Origin of the sequence: Kosakonia sp. S42 (assembly GCF_016624785.1) — a bacterium.
Taxonomy (GTDB): Bacteria; Pseudomonadota; Gammaproteobacteria; order Enterobacterales; family Enterobacteriaceae; genus Kosakonia; species Kosakonia cowanii.
In genome coordinates this window covers 299,375-319,143 of record NZ_JACVTW010000002.1, presented here as the reverse complement: position 1 = coordinate 319,143, position 19,769 = coordinate 299,375, and the positions used below count along the sequence as shown (strand labels likewise).

The following is a 19,769-nucleotide window of genomic DNA, read 5'->3' as shown; positions in this document are numbered from 1 at the left end:
TGATGATGACTAAAACGCCGGGCGAAACCATCTATATGGCCTGAATCCCCACCCTGATTTCCGCTTTTTTCTGTGCTCTGCCAAAAGAGTTGCATCCATTTAACGTGCTCGCCTGAGCAACGACAATCGTGCGCTTCACGTAACGAAGAATATATGTCTCATTGCTTTGTAACTTTATCTCTTGATTTAGCAGCGGCCTATTATTCCCCCCGGACTTAATTATCATATTGAGAATAGCGCTAAGTATGATTTTAGATGAATGCCATTGAGGTTTTTCACATCAGACATATCTCTTTCGAAGCAGAAGATAAGCGCTATTGTGGTTATTTTTTGTTCAGCTTCATGCCTGGTCAATATCTCTAATTCACTCAAACCGCTTTGTTATATGTTTTATATGATTAAGTTAAATCTGAAGCTTGTGCTCTTTGTTAGCCCTTTATTGTTAAGGATTTTCTTGTATTCAGCGTCGCCCAAGGTATGATTTTGCTATCCCGACGCTTATCGGATGGGGCTTTCTGCTTGAATGAGCCTTTTCGCGGTGAGGTCTCTTTTTGAATTTAGCATCGTCAGTAATAAACATGGCTTGTCGATACATACAGAACGATCGCAAGCGGCATAACTTTTATTCCTGTCAGGTGTTGGAACCAGAAGGTTTTGGTAAGTTCTGGTTATCCTTTTGCTGATGATCTACAGGGTTTGATATGGCGGAATACTCTTCTTCATTCGATGGTGAATCCAAAGAATATATTCTCAAGTCGCTTGAGGATATGCGGCGCAAATTGTTGGATTTGACCTCGCGAAACAGGTTATTAAATTTTCCAATTAATCAAAAACACTCTTCGCTGCGTATCATCAACGCGCTACCCGATCAGCTTTTTCAAACCCTCAAATCAGAACAGGTTATGCAGTTTGCTCCTGTTCCGGATCCAACCAAAGCGCAGTTGCAGCAGTTTGGTTATCTGGATAAAAACGCGCCTTCGGCCGAGGAAAAAGCGACAAAACCTATGCCCGATGCGAAAACGTGGGCGGGTAAGCTGGCCATCAATACCGACTATGAATTACCAAGCGGTGCGCAAAGTGCTATTTCCCAGGAAGATTATGAACTGGTTGTTAAAGCGCGCGATCTTATTCTCATCCACTTGAAGGAAAACGGCGGCTCTTTGGCCGGCGTCAGGAATACGGAGGCTAAATCCAGCCTTCCTGCTGAGCGTCTGGATTCGCTACTTATCCAGCTTGGCTACAAAGATATTGGTGAGTTTGAGCGCGATACGAAAGCGGGCAAGCCGTTGCGTAAGCCATTAGTGCAGGAGACTGAAGCGAATAATGAAATACAGACGCTTTATTACCCGGCCGATCTGGAAGCCGTACTGCGCTCTATCCACGGTAAAGCGCAGGTCGCGATTGAAGAGACCGGGGCGGGTATTCTCTATCTGTCCCTTGGCTTTCTTGAATGGTATGAAAGTGATGATTCAGATAAGCCCCGCCTTGCTCCGCTCTTTACCGTTCCCGTAACGCTGGAGAAAGGTAAACTCGATCCACAAGCGGGCCTCTATCGCTACCACCTGCGTTATACCGGGGAAGATATTATCCCTAACCTGTCGTTGCAGGAGAAATTGCAGGCTGATTTTGGTTTTGCACTACCTGGGCTCGATGACGAGACGTTGCCGGAAACCTATTTCCAGCAAATAGAGGCGATTACCGAAACGAACAAGCCGCGCTGGAAAGTGCGCCGCTATGGAGCATTGAGCTTATTAAACTTCAGCAAGATGCTGATGTATCTCGACCTTGATCCAGAGCGCTGGCCACAGGGCGGTAAAAATTTACTGAATCATGAGGTGATCAAACGTCTTTTTACTTCGCAGACGGGAGAACATTCCGGTTCAGAAAGTTTATCCAGCGAATATCACATCGATACTCTCGATAATATTCATCAACAGTTTCCGCTTATTTTTGATGCGGATAGCTCACAACATAGCGCACTGATTGATGCGGTAAATGGCGAAAATCTGGTTATCGAAGGTCCTCCAGGCACGGGCAAATCGCAAACTATTACCAACCTGATTGCCGCGGCAATGCTGAATGGCAAGAAGGTGCTTTTCGTTGCGGAAAAGCTTGCGGCATTAGAGGTCGTTAAACACCGACTCGATAAAGCAGGGCTGGGTGATTTTTGCCTTGAGCTGCACAGCCATAAGTCGCACAAGCGTAAGGTATTAGAAGACATCCAAAAACGGCTGCATAACCCGGCATTGCAAAAAATGCCGGCGCAAATTGATGCCGAGATTTCTCGCTATGAAGATTTAAAGAACCAGTTAAACAGCTACGCTCAGGAAATTAATGAGAGCTGGAAGCTTACCGGGCTGACTATTCACCAAATTTTGACCGGCGCGACGCGTTATCGACGCGAGCTGGGCATCGATCCCACACTGCTACATATAGAAAACCTGTCTGGTCAAAAATTGGATCGCGTGGCGCAGTTAAGGCTACGTGACCAGATCAAAGAGTTTAAAGACGTTGTCGTGGAGTTTCGTCAGCAGGTCGGTCAGCAAGCGGAGCTGTGGGAGCATCCCTGGTATGGCGTTAACAACACTGATATCCAGCTTTTCGACAGTGAAAGAGTCGTTTCACTGCTTAAGGAGTGGAATGAGGCGCTAATTGCATGGCAGCAGGCACTTACAGGTTTTCTCACCAGGTATTCGATTACTGCTTCACATTGTGACGAATTAAGCTGGCAAACGCAGCTGGTGGCGCTGTGCGACCAACTCCCGGAACTTCCTGCAGAAGCCGATTTCCAGGCTTATACCCGGCTTGATAGCAACAACATTGAGACTTTGAAAAGCTGGCTGAACGATTTCAGTGCCGTTCAGGCGGATTACCATCAGGTAGCAGGCGATTTAATGCCTGAAAAACTGCGTTTCCTCGAAGAGGGAAATCCAGTCCCGGACTTCCCGGATATCACCAAAATCTTTGGTCTGGATGGGGCAACAACGCTTGCGGATGTGGTTCTCCTGATTCGTGGTTTAGCGCAACTGCAAACTGCCTTTGCTGCTGACAAAGAGCATCTCTCCCCATTACTGGAATCTTTGCCTTCTGCTGTTGCTGATAGATTCTCAATAACACCTGCGGGCCTGCAGCAAATAGCCACGTTCATTCATGTCGCCTCCAAATTGCCGAGCGAGTTGGTGAGATACAGACATGACAGGTTTGATGATGAAGATATCGAGCCACACATAGAAGATCTCAATCAGCGGCTGGTCTCATTGCATGCACTGCGCGATCAACTCAAGGCGCGCTTTACGCTGAATAAAGTGGCAGATGGTGAGCAGCTAAAAACGATCGAAAACATCCTGCACAACTCGGGCCTGTTTAGCTGGTTAAGCGGCTCATGGCGTGAAGCGAAAAATACGCTGATCGGTTTATCCAGCGAGCCTAATGCAAAATGGAAAACGCTGTATGACGAATTGCCGATCCTCCGCCAGTATGTGCAGGAACGCGATGAGTTTGAGGCGCGCAATTTTGAGCAGATCTTTGGCGAGCTCTATCGAGGGCTGGAGACCGATTCGAGCCAGCTCCGGCAGATTCGGGAGTGGTACAGCGAAGTGCGCAGCGTCTGGGGAATCGGCTTCGGTGCTAATGTTGCCATTGGTGGCGCTCTATTGACGCTGGATAGCCAGATACTCAAAGGAATACAGCAACTTAAGCAGCAGGGCGTCGATGCGCAGATTTCTCAACATCTTGATAAGTTAAAAAGCTACGAGGAAACCTTCGCTTCAGCGCACTTTGCCTCTGAAGGTGAGCAAAGCCTTGCGGGCGAAAAGAGTATCTTACTGCCGCTTATTGAGAAACTGACCGCTGCACTGACGCCCATTCAGCAGTGGTTCAGCACTGAGCAGCTTGCGCTGAATACGGTAAATGAAAAGATCGCCGTGTTACATCAGATACATAACCGGCAGGCTCGCTTATCTGTTGATCGGTTGCCCGACACCATTTTTTCAGCGGCGGATTCACTCCTGTTTGGCGCAGATAAAGATAATGCGCACACGCTCAAGGTCATGGGCAATACCCTTACTTTTGCAGAACAGATGGGGGAAAACGTTCAGGATGCTGATTTGGTTGCGGCCATCCAACGGTTACCCGGCGCAGATGAGTACCGCGAACTGCAACACTACCTTGGTGCTCTTCAGCAGAAGTGGCAGCTGCAAACCGACCGTCAGAGTCACTTTGCGCAGGAAACGCAGCTTAATAGCGAGCAGTGGCATCAACGGTGTGAAAATCTTCTCTCTGCATTAATCGCCTGCAACGAAGAGGCGATCGCTAAGCCCCGCTGGCTGAATGGCTGGCTTAACTTTATTCGTATCTCTCAGGATATTGAAAATAGCGGGCTGCAGCGTATTCGTGACGCAATCATGAGCCATACGCTGACTATTGAGGATATCGACACCGGTCTGGAGGTCGCTATTTTCGATCAGCTTGCCCGCGAAATCGCGACCGAACGTCCGCATCTCCTGCGGGTGTCAGGTAATAGCCGCAGCGCGATGCAAAAAACATTTCGTGACTATGACCGGGCGCTACAGCGCTTGCAGCGTGAGCGCATTGCGGCGGTTATTGCGAGCAATCCCGTTCCCCCGGGCGCGTCAGGAGGACGAAAAGCCGACTATACCGAAATGGCGCTTATCCTGAATGAGACGGGTAAGAAGATGCGTCATATTCCGATTCGCCAACTGATTAATCGCGCCGGTCGTGCTCTGCTTCAGCTGAAGCCTTGCTTTATGATGGGGCCTATGTCGGCGGCTAATTATCTTCAGCCTGGCTATATCGAGTTTGATCTTGTGGTGATGGATGAAGCCTCACAGGTTAAGCCGGAAGATGCGTTGGGCGTTATCGCGCGCGGTAAGCAAATTATCGTGGTGGGTGACCCGAAACAGCTGCCGCCAACGAGCTTCTTTGATCGCGCGGGCATTGATGATGACGACGATGACACGGCCGCAGTCAGTCAAACGGACAGTATTCTTGATGCCTCGTTACCTCTGTTCAAAATGCGCCGTTTGAGATGGCACTATCGCTCTCAACATGAGAGCCTGATTGCTTACTCGAATCGCCATTTTTATAACAGCGATTTGGTGGTTTTCCCTTCCCCGAATGCTCATGCTCCGGAGTATGGCGTTAAGTTCAGCTTCGTTAAAAATGGCCGCTTCATTAACCAGCACAATATTGAAGAAGCGCGCGTTATCGCCAGGGCTGTAGCCTTACATGCGACCAATTCGCCTGACGAATCCTTAGGCATCGTGGCGATGAACTCAAAGCAGCGTGAACAGATTGAACGCTCAATTGATGAAATATGCCGTGAAGATACGCAAGCTGAGGCCGCGATTGATCGGTTAAGAACGAAAAGCGATGCGCTGTTTATTAAAAACCTGGAGAACGTTCAGGGTGATGAACGCGACGTTATTTTTATCTCCTTCACCTATGGGCCGGGCGAGGTCGATGGCAAAGTGTACCAACGCTTTGGCCCGATCAACTCCGATGTTGGCTGGCGTCGCCTGAACGTACTCTTCACGCGTTCCAAAAAACGGATGCATGTGTTCAGCTCAATGCGCTCGGAGGATATCCAGGTAACAGAGACATCTAAGCGCGGTGTGCAGGCTCTGCGTGGCTTTTTGCACTTTGCAGAAAAGGGCAATATGGACGGGCTTGCACACCACACGGGTAAAGCACCGGACAGTGATTTCGAAGTCTCTGTTATTACAGCGCTGGAAAATGCCGGTTTCCGCTGTGAACCCCAGGTTGGCGTCGCCGGATTCTTTATTGATATTGCGGTGCGCGATCCCGGTAAGCAGGGGCGCTATTTGATGGGTATTGAGTGTGATGGTGCGACCTATCACTCTGCTAAGTCAGCGCGTGACAGAGATCGCCTGCGTCAGGATGTGCTGGAGGGCTTGGGGTGGAGAATTCGTCGTATCTGGTCCACAGACTGGTTCAGTAATCCCGATGAGATCCTGGAGCCCATCGTTCGCGAGTTAAATCGGTTGAAAACCACGGTTGCGGAAGAGGAGTACTCTGAAGAGCAAGCTATCGCACAGCTGGTTGTTGAAGGGCAAACCGCAAGTAATAATATTGCGGATTTTAGCGACCACAGTGAGCCACTCAGATTACGTCTTGAAAGATTTGCCCGTGAGGTCATTGACGTAGAGTGCCCCTATATTGCCGATGAGAGCAAGTTGCTGCGTCCTGCAATGATTGAAGCGTTGGTCGAGCATCAACCGCTTTCTCGCTCTGAGTTTGTTGAACGTATTCCGAAATACCTGCGTGAGGCAACGGAAAGCAAGATGAGTAAAACCTATCTGGACAGGGTGCTGGCGATTATTGATGGAGATGAATTCGCTTAAGCGGGTTTTTCAATGCACAACTCATCATTGATATCAGGGGGTTACGTTCTAACGTGACCCCTTTTACTTTCCAGAGAAGTAAAAGGGCAAACCATGGCAGGCTGTGATTCCGCAGGCGGGACTTGAGGGGACAAAACGGGGACAGCAAGCATAGAGAACAAAAAAGCCACCTTGTTAGAAGTGGCTTAATCGTATGATTTTAAAGCTAAAATTTGGTGGCCCCTGTTGGGTTTGAACCAACGACCAAGCGATTATTAGTTAGGATGCAAATTCTTACCTAAAAATAATTATATATAATTTTCAGTTAGTTAAGTGATATCAGTTTACTGTATAAATAACCAGAAATACTCTAAAATACTCCCTTGCGGTATCCTATAGGTATCCTAGAGCCTGCAAGCGATTCGCAGGATACCCTAATCGCTTGGTGCGGAGTATTTGTGGAAACATTCAAATTTACAAAAGCCAAACTCGAAAGCCTACCACCCGCTGATCGTGGGCAGGTCGAGTATGCTGATACCGTTGTTAATGGTCTGCGGCTTCGGGTAGGGATCAGTGGAGCTAAGAGCTTCTGTATTTCGCGTAAGCGTAATGGCAAGTTCATACGTGCTACGCTCGGCCGTTTTCCAGATCTTACTATTGATAATGCCAGGGCAAAGGCACTTGAACTCCTTGGAGACGTTGCGACAACCGGGAGGAATCCCAATGTGGTTAAGCGTGTCAACGAAAAAGCGACCGTTACGCTTGCCGATGCACTGGCTACCTACATTGAGAACCGCGACGAGAGGCTAAGTGCCGATACAGCAAAACAATATCGTTCCATTCTGCAAAATTTCTCTGGTGACTGGATTAAGCAGCCACTTTCCTCAATAAGCCGCGAGCGTGTAGAAAGCAGACATAAAGCAATCACCGATGGTACCGTGTGGTTTGGTGCTGACAAATCAACGCTACGTGCTGGAGTTGGAATAGGTAGTAAAGCGCAAGCTGATCTATGGGCGCGAGTGCTGCGGGCTATATACCGTTTCTCTCATGATCATTACCGCGACGAACATGGTAAAACCCTTCTCCCTGACCCTCCCACGATGGTGCTCAGCACGAAGCGAAAATGGCATGGAACCGTCAGGAAAACTGAGCGTATCCGCACCAATGAACTCAGCCGGTGGTTTAATGCCTTATCTTCCGTGCGTGCTATTGCTGAGTTGGCGCGAGATGATATAGCCGCAGCAGTGTGCGACGCTGTGGAAATGGCTATTTTTACCGGGCTACGTAAGTCAGAAATTTTAGAACTTAGCTGGGAGCGGGTTAATCTCGGTGGTCGCTATTTTTGGATTGATACCACCAAGAATGGTGATCCGCTTGAATTGCCTGTCACTGAAACTCTTTTAAAACTCTTCCGTCGTCGCGCCAAGATGAAAGCCAGTGATGGCGTATTAGTTTTTCCTGGCGATAAGGGCGTCATTAAAGAATACAGACATATCATTGATCGCATAAGCGCAGCTACCGTCCCTGACCCAAATCCTGATTTGCTCCAGCCTATCCCTTTCAAATGGCATGACGGCCGCCGAACGTTCGGGACCATTGCTGAGCTGGTGGGCGTGGGCAACTACATTCTGAAACGCCTGCTGAATCACCGAACGATGAGAAGCGCTGATGTTACGCAGGGCTATCTACATTTCAGCGCTGATGAGCTGATGGAGCCAGCCTCAAGAATAGAGAGAGCAATTCTTGAATATGCTGAAATGGCTGGGAAAACAAAAGATATTAATACTCAGCTAATGGCTGTTTTGGGAATTTTAAATGAAGATCAAAAAAGAAAACTAATTTTCGAGATTTCAAATGATAATAAAGGGTACAAATCATGACCAACTCAGAAGTTAATTTTAGAGCAATGATAGTTGGTGCGTACATAAACGAATTATTTGTTGATGGTACTGATTCTTTTTCTATTTCCATTTTGCGGGAGGCATTAAAAGCAGGTGATTCAGAAAGCTCCGCTCGCAGTATGGTTAATACTATAATCAGTTATTTCGAAACTTCTGATGAACCTCTTGAGGAATTTCTTGATTTCATTGGGGTGGAAAAAAACGAAGCTGTAAATGATAGTTAGTCAATTAACACCTTGCTTTATATGGATAAAAATAAAACTCCGTTTTTAAGCGATATTCCATTGTCAGGAGACGGAGTAACAATTTTGAATGCTGCGCTAGGGTTATATTTTGTTGGTATGAAAAATAATGCAAATGACCTTGTCAGAATTGGTATTAAACTGGTGATGGAGGAGGTTTTTAGAGACGAAATATCTCTCAGGGAATTTAATAATATAGCGCAAAAGGCTATTTCAGAAGCCCAAAGAGAAAAAGCTAAAAAACCTCGCAGCCCATATTACTCAGAGGTTATTGAAGTTATTAGACTTACCTGGGAAAAATACCCTTGTGGTGCTAAAACGGCACTTCTTGATGCCTTAGCTGCTCATTATCACGGCAAGGTAAGCCGTAATGCATTGGATAACTGGATAACTCTCTCTGGTCTGAGGCCCCCAAAACCAGAAAAATATACAAGGCTTGAATTAGTATTCCCCCATTAGCCGGCTATTGGGGGAGTATTGCTGGTTAGAGTGTCCTCGCATCCGGCAGTTGAGCACCTTTAACCAGTTACAGGGCTAATAAGGCATTACACAATCATAGATATTTATCACTGTTGTTAACCATTAATACACGGTGATAAATATGAAATTAGTCAATTCTCCTTTCTCATTAGAACGTCTGACCCGCGCAGAGGCCGCTGCTTATCTTGGTGTTAACTCCCAAACGTTGGCTAATTGGGCTCATACCGGAAAAGTGGGTATTCCACATCATAAGGTAGGGCGCAAGGTCATCTATATGAAGGCCGATCTCGATGGCTACTTGGCTTCAACACGCCGTGTCCAGAACTCATAAAAACATCTGGTTCATTTGTTGCGTGCCGTTGAGGTAGTAATGATGCAGGATTGCTCATGCTGTCGCGGCGGCTCTCAATATAGCGAATTTGGAGCACTGAAATGGTATCGAAAAAAATTACTGCTTTAACTGGCAGTAGCCAGACTCACCCCGAAATCAGCCAGAAAGAAATTTCCGTCAATAACTTTGCTGTGCGAATCCCTGTAGCCATGAGCAATATCGGCGGGAAAGAAATTCAGTCTGTAAGCGGGCGTAAGCTGCATACGTTTTTGGCTATTGGTCGTGACTTCACCAATTGGATTAAAGGACGTATTCAGCAATATGGTTTTGTCGAGGGGCTCGATTATGTGATTGTTGAAAATTTGACCTCGCCAAAACGGGCGAGCTCAAAATCTCGGCAGCAAATGGAACATGATTACCTGATCACTATTGATATGGGTAAAGAGCTGGCAATGGTAGAGCGTAATGAAAAAGGGCGGGAGGTGCGACGCTACTTTATCAACTGTGAACGCCAGTCAAAAAACGCCGCGAATATTCCCGAGACGTTACCGGAAGCCCTGCGCCTTGCTGCTGATCTGGCAGAAAAGGCAAGCGAACTTGAAAGCCGACTGGTGGCCGTCGCACCAAAAGTTGATTTCGCCGATCGCGTGGCTGATATCAGGAAGGGTATTTCCATTCCTAACTATGCTAAAGCTGTAGGGCTTGGCCCGATCAAACTCTTCGAGTGGATGCGACAGAAGGGGATACTCATCAATGGCGGTCAGCGCCACAACCTGCCTATGCAGCGCTATATCGACAGCGGTTACTTTGCCGTTCGCCAAGGGACATATGAAACGAATGGTGAGATAAGAGCCTCATTCACAACGATGCTCACGGGAAAAGGGGAGCAATGGCTAACGCAAAAACTGATCGCTGGTGGTGTATTGCCGGAGGTGCCGAATGCTGACGCTGAATAAAACAAAGGCAGCTTTGCCGAGCTGCCAATGTCACTACAAAGAACTTAATCAAATCCAGCATACCAGGCCTGAAGCTAGTGGTCAAAGCCTGACCGTTCCTGCAAATACAGGAGCACGTAACTTCCCCCAATGGGGTGAGTTATTGGGCATTGAAATTTCAGCCGATTCTAACGTCCTCCATTTGAGGGAGTTAGCCGCCGCCGAAATCTCAGAGTTTATTGACTTACACCGCTGGTGGAAGTTAGTGAGTAACCGTGTTGCAAATCTGCAACTCGCTATTTGCACCCAGCAGGGGTATACGCCATCGGCGCAGACCTACAAAAAATTTGTAACCTCTGCAATCTCCCCAGATTTGGGGCGACCGATTTTTAACCGAGGGCGGAATTCCGCCTTATGTAGCTTCTACGTTCGTGGAGGAAAAGTCCGCCAAAGATTGGAAAATGAGTATCTTTACGAACTCAGTTTTGAGCCGGTTAATTTAAGTCAGTTCTTAGGAGGTATAGTTGCGCATTCCACTACTTTGGCTGCATCTGGCGAGTTAGGTGCAGGGCAAAGTTTTTTATCTTCTTTTAGCCAGTTATACCCAATGGCAAGAGCACACACAATCAAGACCGCAATAATCCATTTAAGGATATGCATTTTTTACTCCTCCAATTTATCTTTTGTTCTTTTTCGCTGGCGACGTTTTATCTCGCCTTTGGCGGCAGCCACTAGGAATCCAGCGGTGCTTTCACCATCTTCCCGCAATCGTTCGATATCCTCCATTACCTCATGGGGGATTCTTACGGTGGTCATTTGTGATTTTGCGTTTTTCGCACCAGTTGCCATTACTGAGAGTCCTTGTGTTAGGTGTATTTCAGTATACGCAAAAAAAATGAGAAAAAAAGCCTTGAGGTGTATTTCACTTTGGGATAGTTTTGAAAGGAAAGGTGAAATACACCTTGGGAAAGGCGAAGCCCGGCAGTGCGCCAACACTAACCGGGCCTCTTACCACAAACCGTTATTCGAGGTAACAGTTATGGCTGACCATCAGTCTACCCAAACTCGCTCCAAATATACATGGCGTTTTCTTGCCATCAACCGCCACGACAAAAAGGCCAAACCCTGTCGCCTGTCCGTCGAAGCTGCAACCGAAAGTGAAGCCCGCAGCATTCTAGTGCCACATTTTATTCTTTCTCTGGCTGCCCGCTTGCCAGCGCCGGAGGTGTTTTCATGATCAGGAAAATTGAGGACCTCGATTTTGAAGATGAATTCCGCCGGCTGAGCGCACTTTTGACTGCCAGCGCAGAGCTGCATGGTGCAGACCCTGATGAAAATGAGCTCTCCTTCGAGCTCTTGGATAAAGCACTGTTTCGTGTTCGTGAAATTGACCAGGCCTTCCGTGATGAAGGAGGGCGTAAAAATGCGTGATATTTACCATCAGCTTGTAAAGAGTACCCCTGATTTTAAGCACTTCTCTGATCAGGATTTAGCTGAATCCAGTGATCTCTATGCTGCTGGCGCATTTGCCATCAACAGTGCGCTCACTCTGATTGGCAATCTGGCGTTCGATGCAACTAATGCGGAAGACTACTCCGATGAGGATGCTCGCCGGGATTTGGTACTTGTCAGCCATGCACTACGTCACCTTCCGAGGATGGCTCAGGCTCTGAATCAAAACAGTGATGCAGCGGACTATGTGCGCACCCAACGCGGCAAGGGGAAAAAGTCATGATCAGCAACGTCAAATTTAACGAACTGGAAAAGCGCGTTGATCTGCTGGTGAACCGCGTTCTTGAGCTGGAGCGGCATGTCCGCTCACTGACTGATAGCCAGGGCGGTGAGATCCCGCCGGGGATGACACCTGTTGCCACGCTGGCGGCCGAGTTCGGCATATCGACTAAAAAGGCCGAAGAACTGGCGAAAAACACCGGCGTTATGCTGGTCAAAATGAGAGCCGGTGGATTCATTGCACCTGATGAAAAATTCAGGGAGGCGGCACGGCTGGTGCTACGCAGCGCCAAACGTAAATACGGTTCGGCCTACTGGTTCCATCCACTGCTTGGCAAGTTCCAGATGAGCGGAGGTATCCCGCAATGACGGCTCAACTCGCAGCAGTAGAGACAGTATCTGATGCCCTGTTTACCTGTTCGTATCTGTGGGCACATGGCCGGAACTACAGCCGCACGGATGCTGATAAAGCGCTCCACCAGCACAAAGACCCGACCACCCGCTACGGCAAGCTGGCGGTGCGGTTAAAGCAGATAGTCGAAATGTCGTATGAGGATCTGTGTGACGCCGGTTTTCTCGATACCGACCGTAAGCAGATGATTATTGCCCGCCGTTCTGTGCTGGTGGAGGAAATAGGCGAGGTTGAAATGAATACCTTGCTGGCAGACACGCAGCGTATTCAGCGTGCTTTTCCTGATGCCAATACTGGTGGGCGGCTTTCAAAGCTACCTCTTACCCGTGGCTCTGAGGGCTACAACGTCAGGCAGGACTATGTAATCAAACATATGCTTCCAGCTCAGTCCCTGTGCAGCATATACGGCCCCAGCGGCTCGTATAAGAGCTTCCTCGCTGTGTCGTGGGCTTGTCACATTGCCGCCGGTGCTGCCTGGTCTGGCCGGAAAGTTGAACAGGGCGCGGTGCTGTATGTAGTAGGTGAGGGTGGTGTGGGTGTGCCTCGCCGGATCAGAGCATGGGAGCAGATACACGGGCAGCAGGTGAACAATCTCTGGCTGGTGAATCGCCCGGTCTTCCCGGTGCGTGAATCCGAGGTATCAGAGGTGATTCTTGCCGCAAGGCAGATCACTGCGGAATGCGGTATACCAGTTCGCCTGGTGGTGATCGACACGCTGGCCCGCTGCTTTGGTGGCAATGATGAAAATGATGCCCGCGATATGGGGGCGTTTATCGAGGGCTGCGATGTTATCAAGCAGAGAACCGGTGCTACGGTGTTGGTGGTGCATCACTCCGGCAAGGATGAAGCTAAAGGCGCGCGTGGCTCCAGTTCTTTCCGCGCCGCGCTTGATGCCGAGTATAACGTTAAGCGCGAGGGGGAAGGCACGGCGCTGATCCTTTCCTGTACAAAGATGAAGGATGCCGAGGAGCCGGAACGCAGGGCGTATGACTTGCGCGCTGCTGAACTGTATACCGATGAAGATGGGGAAATAGTCTGCTCGCTGGTGGTTCGTGATGTGGCCAGAGATGCCAGAGAAATTGATCCTGAACTGGTGGGCGTGGAAAAGCTCAGTGATAACCACATGGCACTGTGGCAGGCCATCCGAAGCCGTATTGCCCGCAATGAACCCTGTAATCGGTCAGTCATTCGTGATGACCTAAAGGCGCTGGGAATTAACACCAAGCATTTCACTCGCTGGGTGCAGAAGCTTATCGATAACGGCCTGGTTATACAGGATGGTGATTTGTTGGCAGTGCAGTCGCTAAGGGAAGTGGGCAACTAAGTGGGGTGCTGGTGGGGAAGGTGGGGAATGTCTCTAACGTTTCCCCACATAGCGCCCATATACAGGGACGAAATGGGTAAAAGTCGTGAAACCCGCGTCATTACTGGTCAAATCGGGTATCTTTACAAATACCAGTGGGAAGTAAGTGGGGAGTATGCTAAGTGGGCCGAAAGTGGGAAACACCTCCTCCGGAATGCCAAAAGTAAGGAGGTGTATTTAGCCATTTGCCCGCGAGCTAGATCCTTTTAGCACTGATGCCAGAATTTGGTCCTGCTGGCAAACCAAAGGCACTATCAACGCCTTGGCTGGACCTTAGGTCATTGAGAATGTTTTCTGCCGAAAACCTTTGACCAATAATAGCTATTGATGCGGTTCTTGGGTTTTCTGAATGCCTGGCTCTGTATGCTTCGATTTCTCTGCCTCCTTCCGCTAGGACCCGTGCGCATAATCCTCTTACATAGAGACGATTAAATTCGCCCTCTGCTAATGTCTGCGCGGCGGTTACAGGGACGCGTGCTTGCATTAAAGCTTGGCTATTAGGTTTCCTTTTTGTGTAAAACTGTTCTAATAATCTACGGTTTTGGATTTCTCTCTCAAACCAAACGTCATCATAGTTAATTGATTGTTCGAGTAATTGTGCCCAAATCTGTTTACCATGAGCAGTTAAGAAAGAGCTTAGGTAAAAATTATCGCTCTCCTTATCCAACTGAATTTCATCAAACATGAAGCGACGAGTTTCATTATCTAAATCCAGTAAATTTAATGCCATTTCGAGCTCCCGATTTTAGAGTGTTTTTTAGACCGCATCTAAATCTACTGTTTTTTTTCTGAGCAATAGTTGGGTTAAATCAAAGTTATCAGGAAGTTGTAAATCTAATATCTTGATTGAAATAAGGTTGACCTACAATTTTTACTGATTGATTATTATACTTATGGTATCAACCACTGTAAGTTTAAAATGGTAGATAAAAACACATCGACTTGCGAACAATGAAAAACGAAGAGGTTAAATATGCCAATGAGCATCCAGGAAATTAAAGAGCACTATGACCAGTACGGCATTCATGATATGAGCCTAATGTCTGCTGGGGAATACCGACGAGCCCTCGCAGATGGAGCACTATTTTGGTCGGATCATCACGATTTTGTGCGTAGTACGCTATCGGGGGAAATGTTTGCAACTAACAGGGAACAACTTGATGCGATGATTGAACATTTAACCGAGTACCGGGACAAGATGCCTATCCCACCAGAATGGTTAAGCGAGGGAAAATGATGCCAGATTATGTCTTGATGATACGTGAAGCATTCAATGAATCTGCGAATTTCCTAACATGGTCTTTTTATTCTCTTATAACCGCTTATGTTTCGCTTGCAATGCTCGAAAGGAATAATATTAAGACAAGATTTGATAAGTTGTTTAGTAAAATTATTTTTTTAATTTCGATGATTATATTCATTCCAAATATATTCTTTATATCTAAAGTTTTTGGTGAAAAGTTGGGGCCTTTTGCAGAATTTGCTTCTTTCGTTATTTGCCTTCTTATGATGATGCTTAATTCAGTTCCGGCGCTATTAAGCTTGGTAGAAAAGAAAAAAGATTTGTAAATTATTTGTACTCAATCTTACCTATTTTTACCCCTGTGTTTGGCAGGGGTTTTCATTATATTTTTCCTATATATCTTGATAAGTGGCACTCAGACGTGAGCCGCCACTGTCCACCTGGTTTCTTCCGTTCTGCGACGGTCTCCTTTCCAGGTGGACATCCCTCCAGTTGCTGGTTTCACGTCTCAACGTTAATTGTTACGGAAACCACTCCATGAAGAAATTACTCGAATTACGCCAGCAGAAAGCCTCACTTAAAAGCCAGATGCGATCCATGCTGGAAAAAGCCGACAGCGAAAAGCGCAGCCTGAATGATGAAGAGGGTAAGCAGTTCGACGAACTCCGCTCCCGGGCTGATGCGCTTGAAGTAGAACTTACCCGCCTTGAAGCCGTTGCCGATGATCAGCGTAATCTGCCAGGAAAGTCTGTTGAAGGTAAAAGCGTGAGCAACGATGAACTGCGTCATTACATCATGACGGGTGATACCCGCTCTCTCAGTACGCTGGTTCCGGCTGAGGGCGGTTATACCGTTATCCCCGAGCTGGACAAAGAGATCATGCGCCAACTGCAGGATGAAAGCGTTATGCGCTCCATCGCCACGGTGAAAACCACCAAAACCAACGAATACCAGAAGCTGGTATCCGTGGGGGGCGCGACGGTTAAACGTGGTACAGAAGGTGAAGAGCGCACCGAAACCGCAACGCCGAAGCTTGAACGTGTTGATATCAAGTTGAATCCGATCTACGCCTACCCGAAAACCACTCAGGAGATCCTCGACTTCTCTGAAGTGGATATTCTGGGATGGCTGGCCTCGGAAGTGGCCGACACGTTCACCACTACCGAAGAAAACGATCTGGTGAATGGCGATGGCGATAAAAAATCCAGAGGTTTCCTAGCTTATCCACGCGCAGCTACCAGCGACAAAACACGCCCGTTCGGCACGCTGGAAAAGGTGGAAACCCCGGCCGTTTCCTCTGATGGCCTAATCGACCTGCTTTACAAGCTGAAAGCCAGATACCGTAAAAATGCTGTATGGGTGATGAATTCCGGCACCGCCGCCACGCTGCAAAAACTGAAAAACGGCAACGGGGATTATATCTGGCGTGATCGTCTCGTTGCTGGCTCCCCTGACACGTTGCTGGGCCGCCCGGTTCAGTATCTCGAAACCATGCCTGATGCGTTGCCTGGAAATGCATTCCTGGCCGTGGGCGACTTCAAACGCGGTTACTTCATTGTGGATCACACCACTGGTGTTCGTACCCGCCCCGATAACATCACCGAGCCCGGCTTCTACAAAGTGCATACCGATAAATACCTGGGCGGCGGCGTGGTGGACTCCAGTGCAATTAAAGTGCTTGAACTTTCCGGCTCTGGTTCCTGATCTCACGTTGAAGGGGCTCTGGCCCCTTTTTGCCCTCTGTGGAGTCCAGTAATGAAAACAATCGATTTTGAAATCCGCACGACCAATCTGAGCGCCAGCAACAAAAAGCTGGTGGGCTATGCCGTGCGCTGGAACAGCCTGTCAGAAATTATCTGGGATGAGTTCCGCGAGCAGTTCGCGCCCGGGGCGTTCAAAGACAGCCTGGCATCCGGTATTTATGTGCGCGCGTTATACGAACATAACTATACCCAGCTGCTGGGCCGTACCAAATCCGGCACGCTGGTGTTATCAGAAGATGTTACCGGGCTGCGCTTCGAGCTGGCACCACCGGATACCCAGCTTGGCAATGATGTGCTGGCGCTGGTGGAGCGAGGGGACATTTCCGGCATGAGCTTCGGTTTCCGCGCGCTAAAGGAATCCTGGGATATTGCGCAGTCGCCTTACCTGCGAACCGTCACTGCCGCTGAACTGCGGGAAATTACAGTAACATCAATGCCCGCGTACCCAGAATCAGGTGCTGAAATCGCACACCGCTCTCTTTTCTCCCAGCATCCTGAACTGCGCTATGCCGGTGATAACCGCCGACACTGGGCTGACCTGGCGGGGCTGTGATATGTGGAATATCTGGCCTTTTAGCAGCAAGGCAGAGCAGCGCAGCATGACCATCGACGAATTTATGGCCATGGCAGGGATCCCGAATACCGGATCCGGTGAATATGTGTCTGCCGGCACTGCGGAATCCCTGCCGGCAGTCATGAATGCCGTGGCGGTTATCAGCGAGGCGGTGGCAACCATGCCCTGCTATCTGTACCGGGTACGCAACGATAACGGACGCGAGGCGCGGGAATGGCTGAGCAATCATCCGGTCGATTTTTTTGCTGAATGAGCAGCCTAACGACTGCCAGACACCCTACCAGTTCAAACGCACGATGATGCGCCATTGCCTGCTGAACGGTAACGCCTACGCGGTGATCCAGTGGGGCCGCGACGGTCAGCCACAATCACTGCATCCGTATGCGCCCGGTGCGGTGGTGCCCGAGCGTATCGGCGAGCATAAATACAGGTACAGCATCACTGAGCCTTTTACCGGAGCGGTGCGCACCTGCCTGCAGGAGGAAGTCCTTCACCTGCGTTACTCCACCGACGATGCTTTTCTGGGGCGTTCGCCGATCACCATCTGCCGTGAGGCGCTGGGGTTAGGTCTGGCCCAGCAGCGTCACGGTGCCAGCATCATGAAAGACGGCATGATGGCATCGGGCGTTATCACGGCTAAAGAATGGCTGGACAGTGTTAAAGGCAAGCAGGCAATGGATGCGCTGGAACGCTACAAAGGTGCCAGAAACGCCGGTAAAACGCCGATCCTTGAAGGGGGCATGGACTATAAGCAGCTTGGCATGAGCAATCAGGATGCTGAGTGGCTGGCCTCCCGGCGCTTCACCATCGAAGACATTGCCCGCATGTTCAACGTGTCGCCCATCTTCCTGCAGGAATACAGCAACAGTACCTACAGCAACTTCAGCGAGGCAAGCCGCGCTTTTCTCACCATGACGATGCGCCCCTGGCTGGCTAACTTTGAGCAGCAGATCAAATCTGCGCTGCTGGTGGCTTCACCTGTGCCGGGTATCCGATATCAGGTGGAGTTCGATTCTGCCGATCTTCTCCGCGCCACCCCTACCGAACGCTATGCAACCTATGAGCGTGGCATCAAGAACGGGATCATGAACCCCAATGAAGCCCGGGAGCGCGAGGGGATGCCGCCGCGTGATGGTGGTGATGAGTTCAGTCAGGCATGGAAACAGGAAGTGAAGATCAGCAAAGACAGCAAGGAAGGCGAAGAATGAGAGCTGGTGGCCTGAGAAACCGCATCACTATCCGTACTTTTACTTCATCAAGATCACCTTCCGGGCAGGTTATCCAGAAGTGGGAAGACGGGGAAACCATCTGGGCGGAGGTAAAGGGGATGAGCGGTCGTGAATTAATGGCGTCAGGTGCTGAGCTTGCCGAAGCGACTATCCGCGTGTGGGTGCGTTTTCGCCGCGATATCACGGCCGCCAGTCGTCTGAAAGTACTCACTGGCCCGTTTGCCGGCAGCACTCTCAATATTATCGGGCCTCCTGTACCTGATGCGGAAGGTACCCGGCTGGAAATTCTCTGCAAGACAGGAACGGAAAAATGAGAGCAGAAATCACAGTTGATGAAGCAAAACTGCATTGCCGTATTGATGATGATTACGAAGATACGTTGATACAGGCATACATCGATGCGGCGCTGGAGGTCTGCCAGAAGCATATCGGCAAGCGGTTCGATAACGGGCTGGAGTTTACGCCAGCTATCAAGATTGGCTGTCTGATGTACGTCTCTCAGCTATACGAGTATCGCACGATGATTGGTGACACCGACGCCAAGGAGATACCGATGGCTGTCTCTGCGTTGTGGTCTGCCTACCGTGATGTGGGAGTGTACTGATGCCATGGCAACCACTGCGCCGGTGCACTGCGCCGGGGTGCAATAAGCGGGTGAAGTCGGGGAAGTGTGATGAGCATCAGCGGGAAGCGTGGCGGGCTGAAGATGCCAGACGCGGCCACCGCCGTGCCCGTGGTTACTCAGCCTCATGGGAGAAATATCGCGCGCAGTTTCTGAAACGTTATCCCCTGTGTGTTGAGTGCCAGAGGCTGGGCCTATACGTCCCTGCAAAGATTGTCGATCACATCATTCCTGTCGATGGTGGCGATGACGTTCTGTTCTGGCCTGAGTGGAATCATCAGCCGTTATGCCAGACACATCATAGCCAGAAGACCACACAGCGAGACCCTATCACCAAAGCCAACCGCAAAGCGGGTATGTACTGCGAGGAGGAAGTGCGGGCAGCACAGCGTACTGACTGGATGTATGAGGCTAGCCATGAATGAGAAAGACGTGGCGAATCTGTATCAGTCACTGGCCCGGTGCCGTAATGACTTCATGCAGGCACGCACCAGACGCAATGAGCGACAGCCTGTCCAGCGCAGGAGTGAACGTGAGCGGGAGGTGATGGAGTGCTTCCGCAACCGCTGACAGGCCGCACC

22 protein-coding genes and 1 pseudogene are annotated in these 19,769 nt (G+C 49.3%); 20 read left to right on the top strand and 3 right to left on the bottom strand.

Going from position 1 to position 19,769, the window contains the following annotated elements; all coding sequences use genetic code 11:
- The first annotated feature begins 701 nt into the window (after positions 1-701).
- The 6 genes from hhe (at position 702) to IAE50_RS04855 (ending at position 10,272) form a co-directional block, all read left to right on the top strand.
- Entirely contained in the window at positions 702-6,383 is a 5,682-nt protein-coding gene (gene hhe / locus IAE50_RS04880; protein ID WP_200579717.1) for a DUF4011 domain-containing anti-phage protein Hhe, read from the top strand.
- Positions 6,384-6,820: 437 nt separating this feature from the next.
- The gene (locus tag IAE50_RS04875; RefSeq protein ID WP_200134735.1) at positions 6,821-8,242 is read left to right on the top strand and encodes an integrase family protein; all 1,422 of its coding nucleotides are present in this window, start codon (positions 6,821-6,823) and stop codon (positions 8,240-8,242) included.
- Positions 8,239-8,487 (top strand): hypothetical protein, encoded by a 249-nt coding sequence (locus tag IAE50_RS04870; protein ID WP_200579716.1) that lies wholly within the window; start codon positions 8,239-8,241, stop codon positions 8,485-8,487. Before IAE50_RS04875 ends, IAE50_RS04870 begins: the two co-directional genes overlap by 4 nt.
- A gap of 21 nt (positions 8,488-8,508) precedes the next feature.
- Entirely contained in the window at positions 8,509-8,964 is a 456-nt protein-coding gene (locus tag IAE50_RS04865) for a hypothetical protein (RefSeq protein ID WP_234467103.1), read from the top strand.
- 142 nt (positions 8,965-9,106) lie between these two features.
- On the top strand, positions 9,107-9,316 hold the full coding sequence (locus IAE50_RS04860) for a helix-turn-helix domain-containing protein (protein WP_200134736.1): 210 nt from the start codon (positions 9,107-9,109) through the stop codon (positions 9,314-9,316).
- Positions 9,317-9,417: 101 nt separating this feature from the next.
- Positions 9,418-10,272 (top strand): phage antirepressor KilAC domain-containing protein, encoded by an 855-nt coding sequence (locus IAE50_RS04855; protein ID WP_200134737.1) that lies wholly within the window; start codon positions 9,418-9,420, stop codon positions 10,270-10,272.
- A 483-nt stretch (positions 10,273-10,755) separates the two neighbouring features.
- Here the strand turns inward: IAE50_RS04855 and IAE50_RS25935 are convergent, their stop codons facing one another.
- On the bottom strand, positions 10,756-10,911 hold the full coding sequence (locus tag IAE50_RS25935) for a hypothetical protein (RefSeq protein ID WP_232045167.1): 156 nt from the start codon (positions 10,909-10,911) through the stop codon (positions 10,756-10,758).
- A gap of 3 nt (positions 10,912-10,914) precedes the next feature.
- Positions 10,915-11,100 (bottom strand): YlcI/YnfO family protein, encoded by a 186-nt coding sequence (locus IAE50_RS25930; RefSeq protein WP_232045168.1) that lies wholly within the window; start codon positions 11,098-11,100, stop codon positions 10,915-10,917.
- Positions 11,101-11,146: 46 nt separating this feature from the next.
- On the opposite strand from IAE50_RS25930, the gene IAE50_RS26630 reads away from it, so the two are divergent.
- The 5 genes from IAE50_RS26630 to IAE50_RS04830 are packed head-to-tail and all read left to right on the top strand — an operon-like array spanning position 11,147 to position 13,718.
- The gene (locus IAE50_RS26630; RefSeq protein WP_309228083.1) at positions 11,147-11,488 is read left to right on the top strand and encodes a host cell division inhibitor Icd-like protein; all 342 of its coding nucleotides are present in this window, start codon (positions 11,147-11,149) and stop codon (positions 11,486-11,488) included.
- Positions 11,485-11,682: a hypothetical protein gene (locus tag IAE50_RS04845; RefSeq protein WP_200134738.1), complete on the top strand. Its 198-nt coding sequence runs from the start codon at positions 11,485-11,487 to the stop codon at positions 11,680-11,682. The genes IAE50_RS26630 and IAE50_RS04845 overlap by 4 nt, the downstream gene beginning before the upstream one ends.
- Positions 11,675-11,986, top strand: a complete 312-nt coding sequence (locus IAE50_RS04840) for a hypothetical protein (protein WP_200134739.1) — start codon at positions 11,675-11,677, stop codon at positions 11,984-11,986. The genes IAE50_RS04845 and IAE50_RS04840 overlap by 8 nt, the downstream gene beginning before the upstream one ends.
- On the top strand, positions 11,983-12,351 hold the full coding sequence (locus IAE50_RS04835) for a hypothetical protein (protein WP_200134740.1): 369 nt from the start codon (positions 11,983-11,985) through the stop codon (positions 12,349-12,351). The genes IAE50_RS04840 and IAE50_RS04835 overlap by 4 nt, the downstream gene beginning before the upstream one ends.
- Positions 12,348-13,718, top strand: coding sequence for a helicase RepA family protein (locus tag IAE50_RS04830; RefSeq protein ID WP_200579715.1), 1,371 nt, complete (start codon positions 12,348-12,350; stop codon positions 13,716-13,718). The genes IAE50_RS04835 and IAE50_RS04830 overlap by 4 nt, the downstream gene beginning before the upstream one ends.
- A gap of 235 nt (positions 13,719-13,953) precedes the next feature.
- Here IAE50_RS04830 and IAE50_RS04825 read toward each other — a convergent pair whose 3' ends face one another.
- The gene (locus IAE50_RS04825; RefSeq protein ID WP_200134743.1) at positions 13,954-14,487 is read right to left on the bottom strand and encodes a hypothetical protein; all 534 of its coding nucleotides are present in this window, start codon (positions 14,485-14,487) and stop codon (positions 13,954-13,956) included.
- Positions 14,488-14,730: 243 nt separating this feature from the next.
- On the opposite strand from IAE50_RS04825, the gene IAE50_RS04820 reads away from it, so the two are divergent.
- From IAE50_RS04820 to IAE50_RS04780, 9 genes and pseudogenes are all read left to right on the top strand, one after another.
- Positions 14,731-14,994 (top strand): hypothetical protein, encoded by a 264-nt coding sequence (locus IAE50_RS04820; protein WP_200134744.1) that lies wholly within the window; start codon positions 14,731-14,733, stop codon positions 14,992-14,994.
- Positions 14,991-15,326 (top strand): hypothetical protein, encoded by a 336-nt coding sequence (locus IAE50_RS04815; protein ID WP_232045170.1) that lies wholly within the window; start codon positions 14,991-14,993, stop codon positions 15,324-15,326. Before IAE50_RS04820 ends, IAE50_RS04815 begins: the two co-directional genes overlap by 4 nt.
- Positions 15,327-15,537: 211 nt before the next feature.
- Positions 15,538-16,704 carry a phage major capsid protein gene (locus IAE50_RS04810; RefSeq protein WP_200134745.1) on the top strand — a complete coding sequence of 389 codons (1,167 nt, stop codon included), beginning with the start codon at positions 15,538-15,540 and terminating at the stop codon, positions 16,702-16,704.
- A 51-nt stretch (positions 16,705-16,755) separates the two neighbouring features.
- A complete protein-coding gene (locus tag IAE50_RS04805) occupies positions 16,756-17,316 on the top strand; it encodes an HK97 family phage prohead protease (protein ID WP_200579714.1) in 561 nt (186 codons plus the stop codon).
- A gap of 1 nt (position 17,317) precedes the next feature.
- A pseudogene (locus IAE50_RS04800) lies at positions 17,318-18,545 on the top strand (phage portal protein).
- On the top strand, positions 18,542-18,880 hold the full coding sequence (locus IAE50_RS04795) for a phage head closure protein (RefSeq protein WP_200134748.1): 339 nt from the start codon (positions 18,542-18,544) through the stop codon (positions 18,878-18,880). The pseudogene IAE50_RS04800 and the gene IAE50_RS04795 overlap by 4 nt, the downstream one beginning before the upstream one ends.
- Positions 18,877-19,170, top strand: a complete 294-nt coding sequence (locus IAE50_RS04790) for a head-tail connector protein (protein ID WP_200134749.1) — start codon at positions 18,877-18,879, stop codon at positions 19,168-19,170. Before IAE50_RS04795 ends, IAE50_RS04790 begins: the two co-directional genes overlap by 4 nt.
- The gene (locus IAE50_RS04785) at positions 19,170-19,613 is read left to right on the top strand and encodes an HNH endonuclease signature motif containing protein (RefSeq protein ID WP_200134750.1); all 444 of its coding nucleotides are present in this window, start codon (positions 19,170-19,172) and stop codon (positions 19,611-19,613) included. The genes IAE50_RS04790 and IAE50_RS04785 overlap by 1 nt, the downstream gene beginning before the upstream one ends.
- Complete coding sequence (locus IAE50_RS04780) at positions 19,606-19,758, top strand: hypothetical protein (RefSeq protein ID WP_200134751.1); 153 nt, start codon at positions 19,606-19,608, stop codon at positions 19,756-19,758. Before IAE50_RS04785 ends, IAE50_RS04780 begins: the two co-directional genes overlap by 8 nt.
- Positions 19,759-19,769 lie beyond the last annotated feature (11 nt).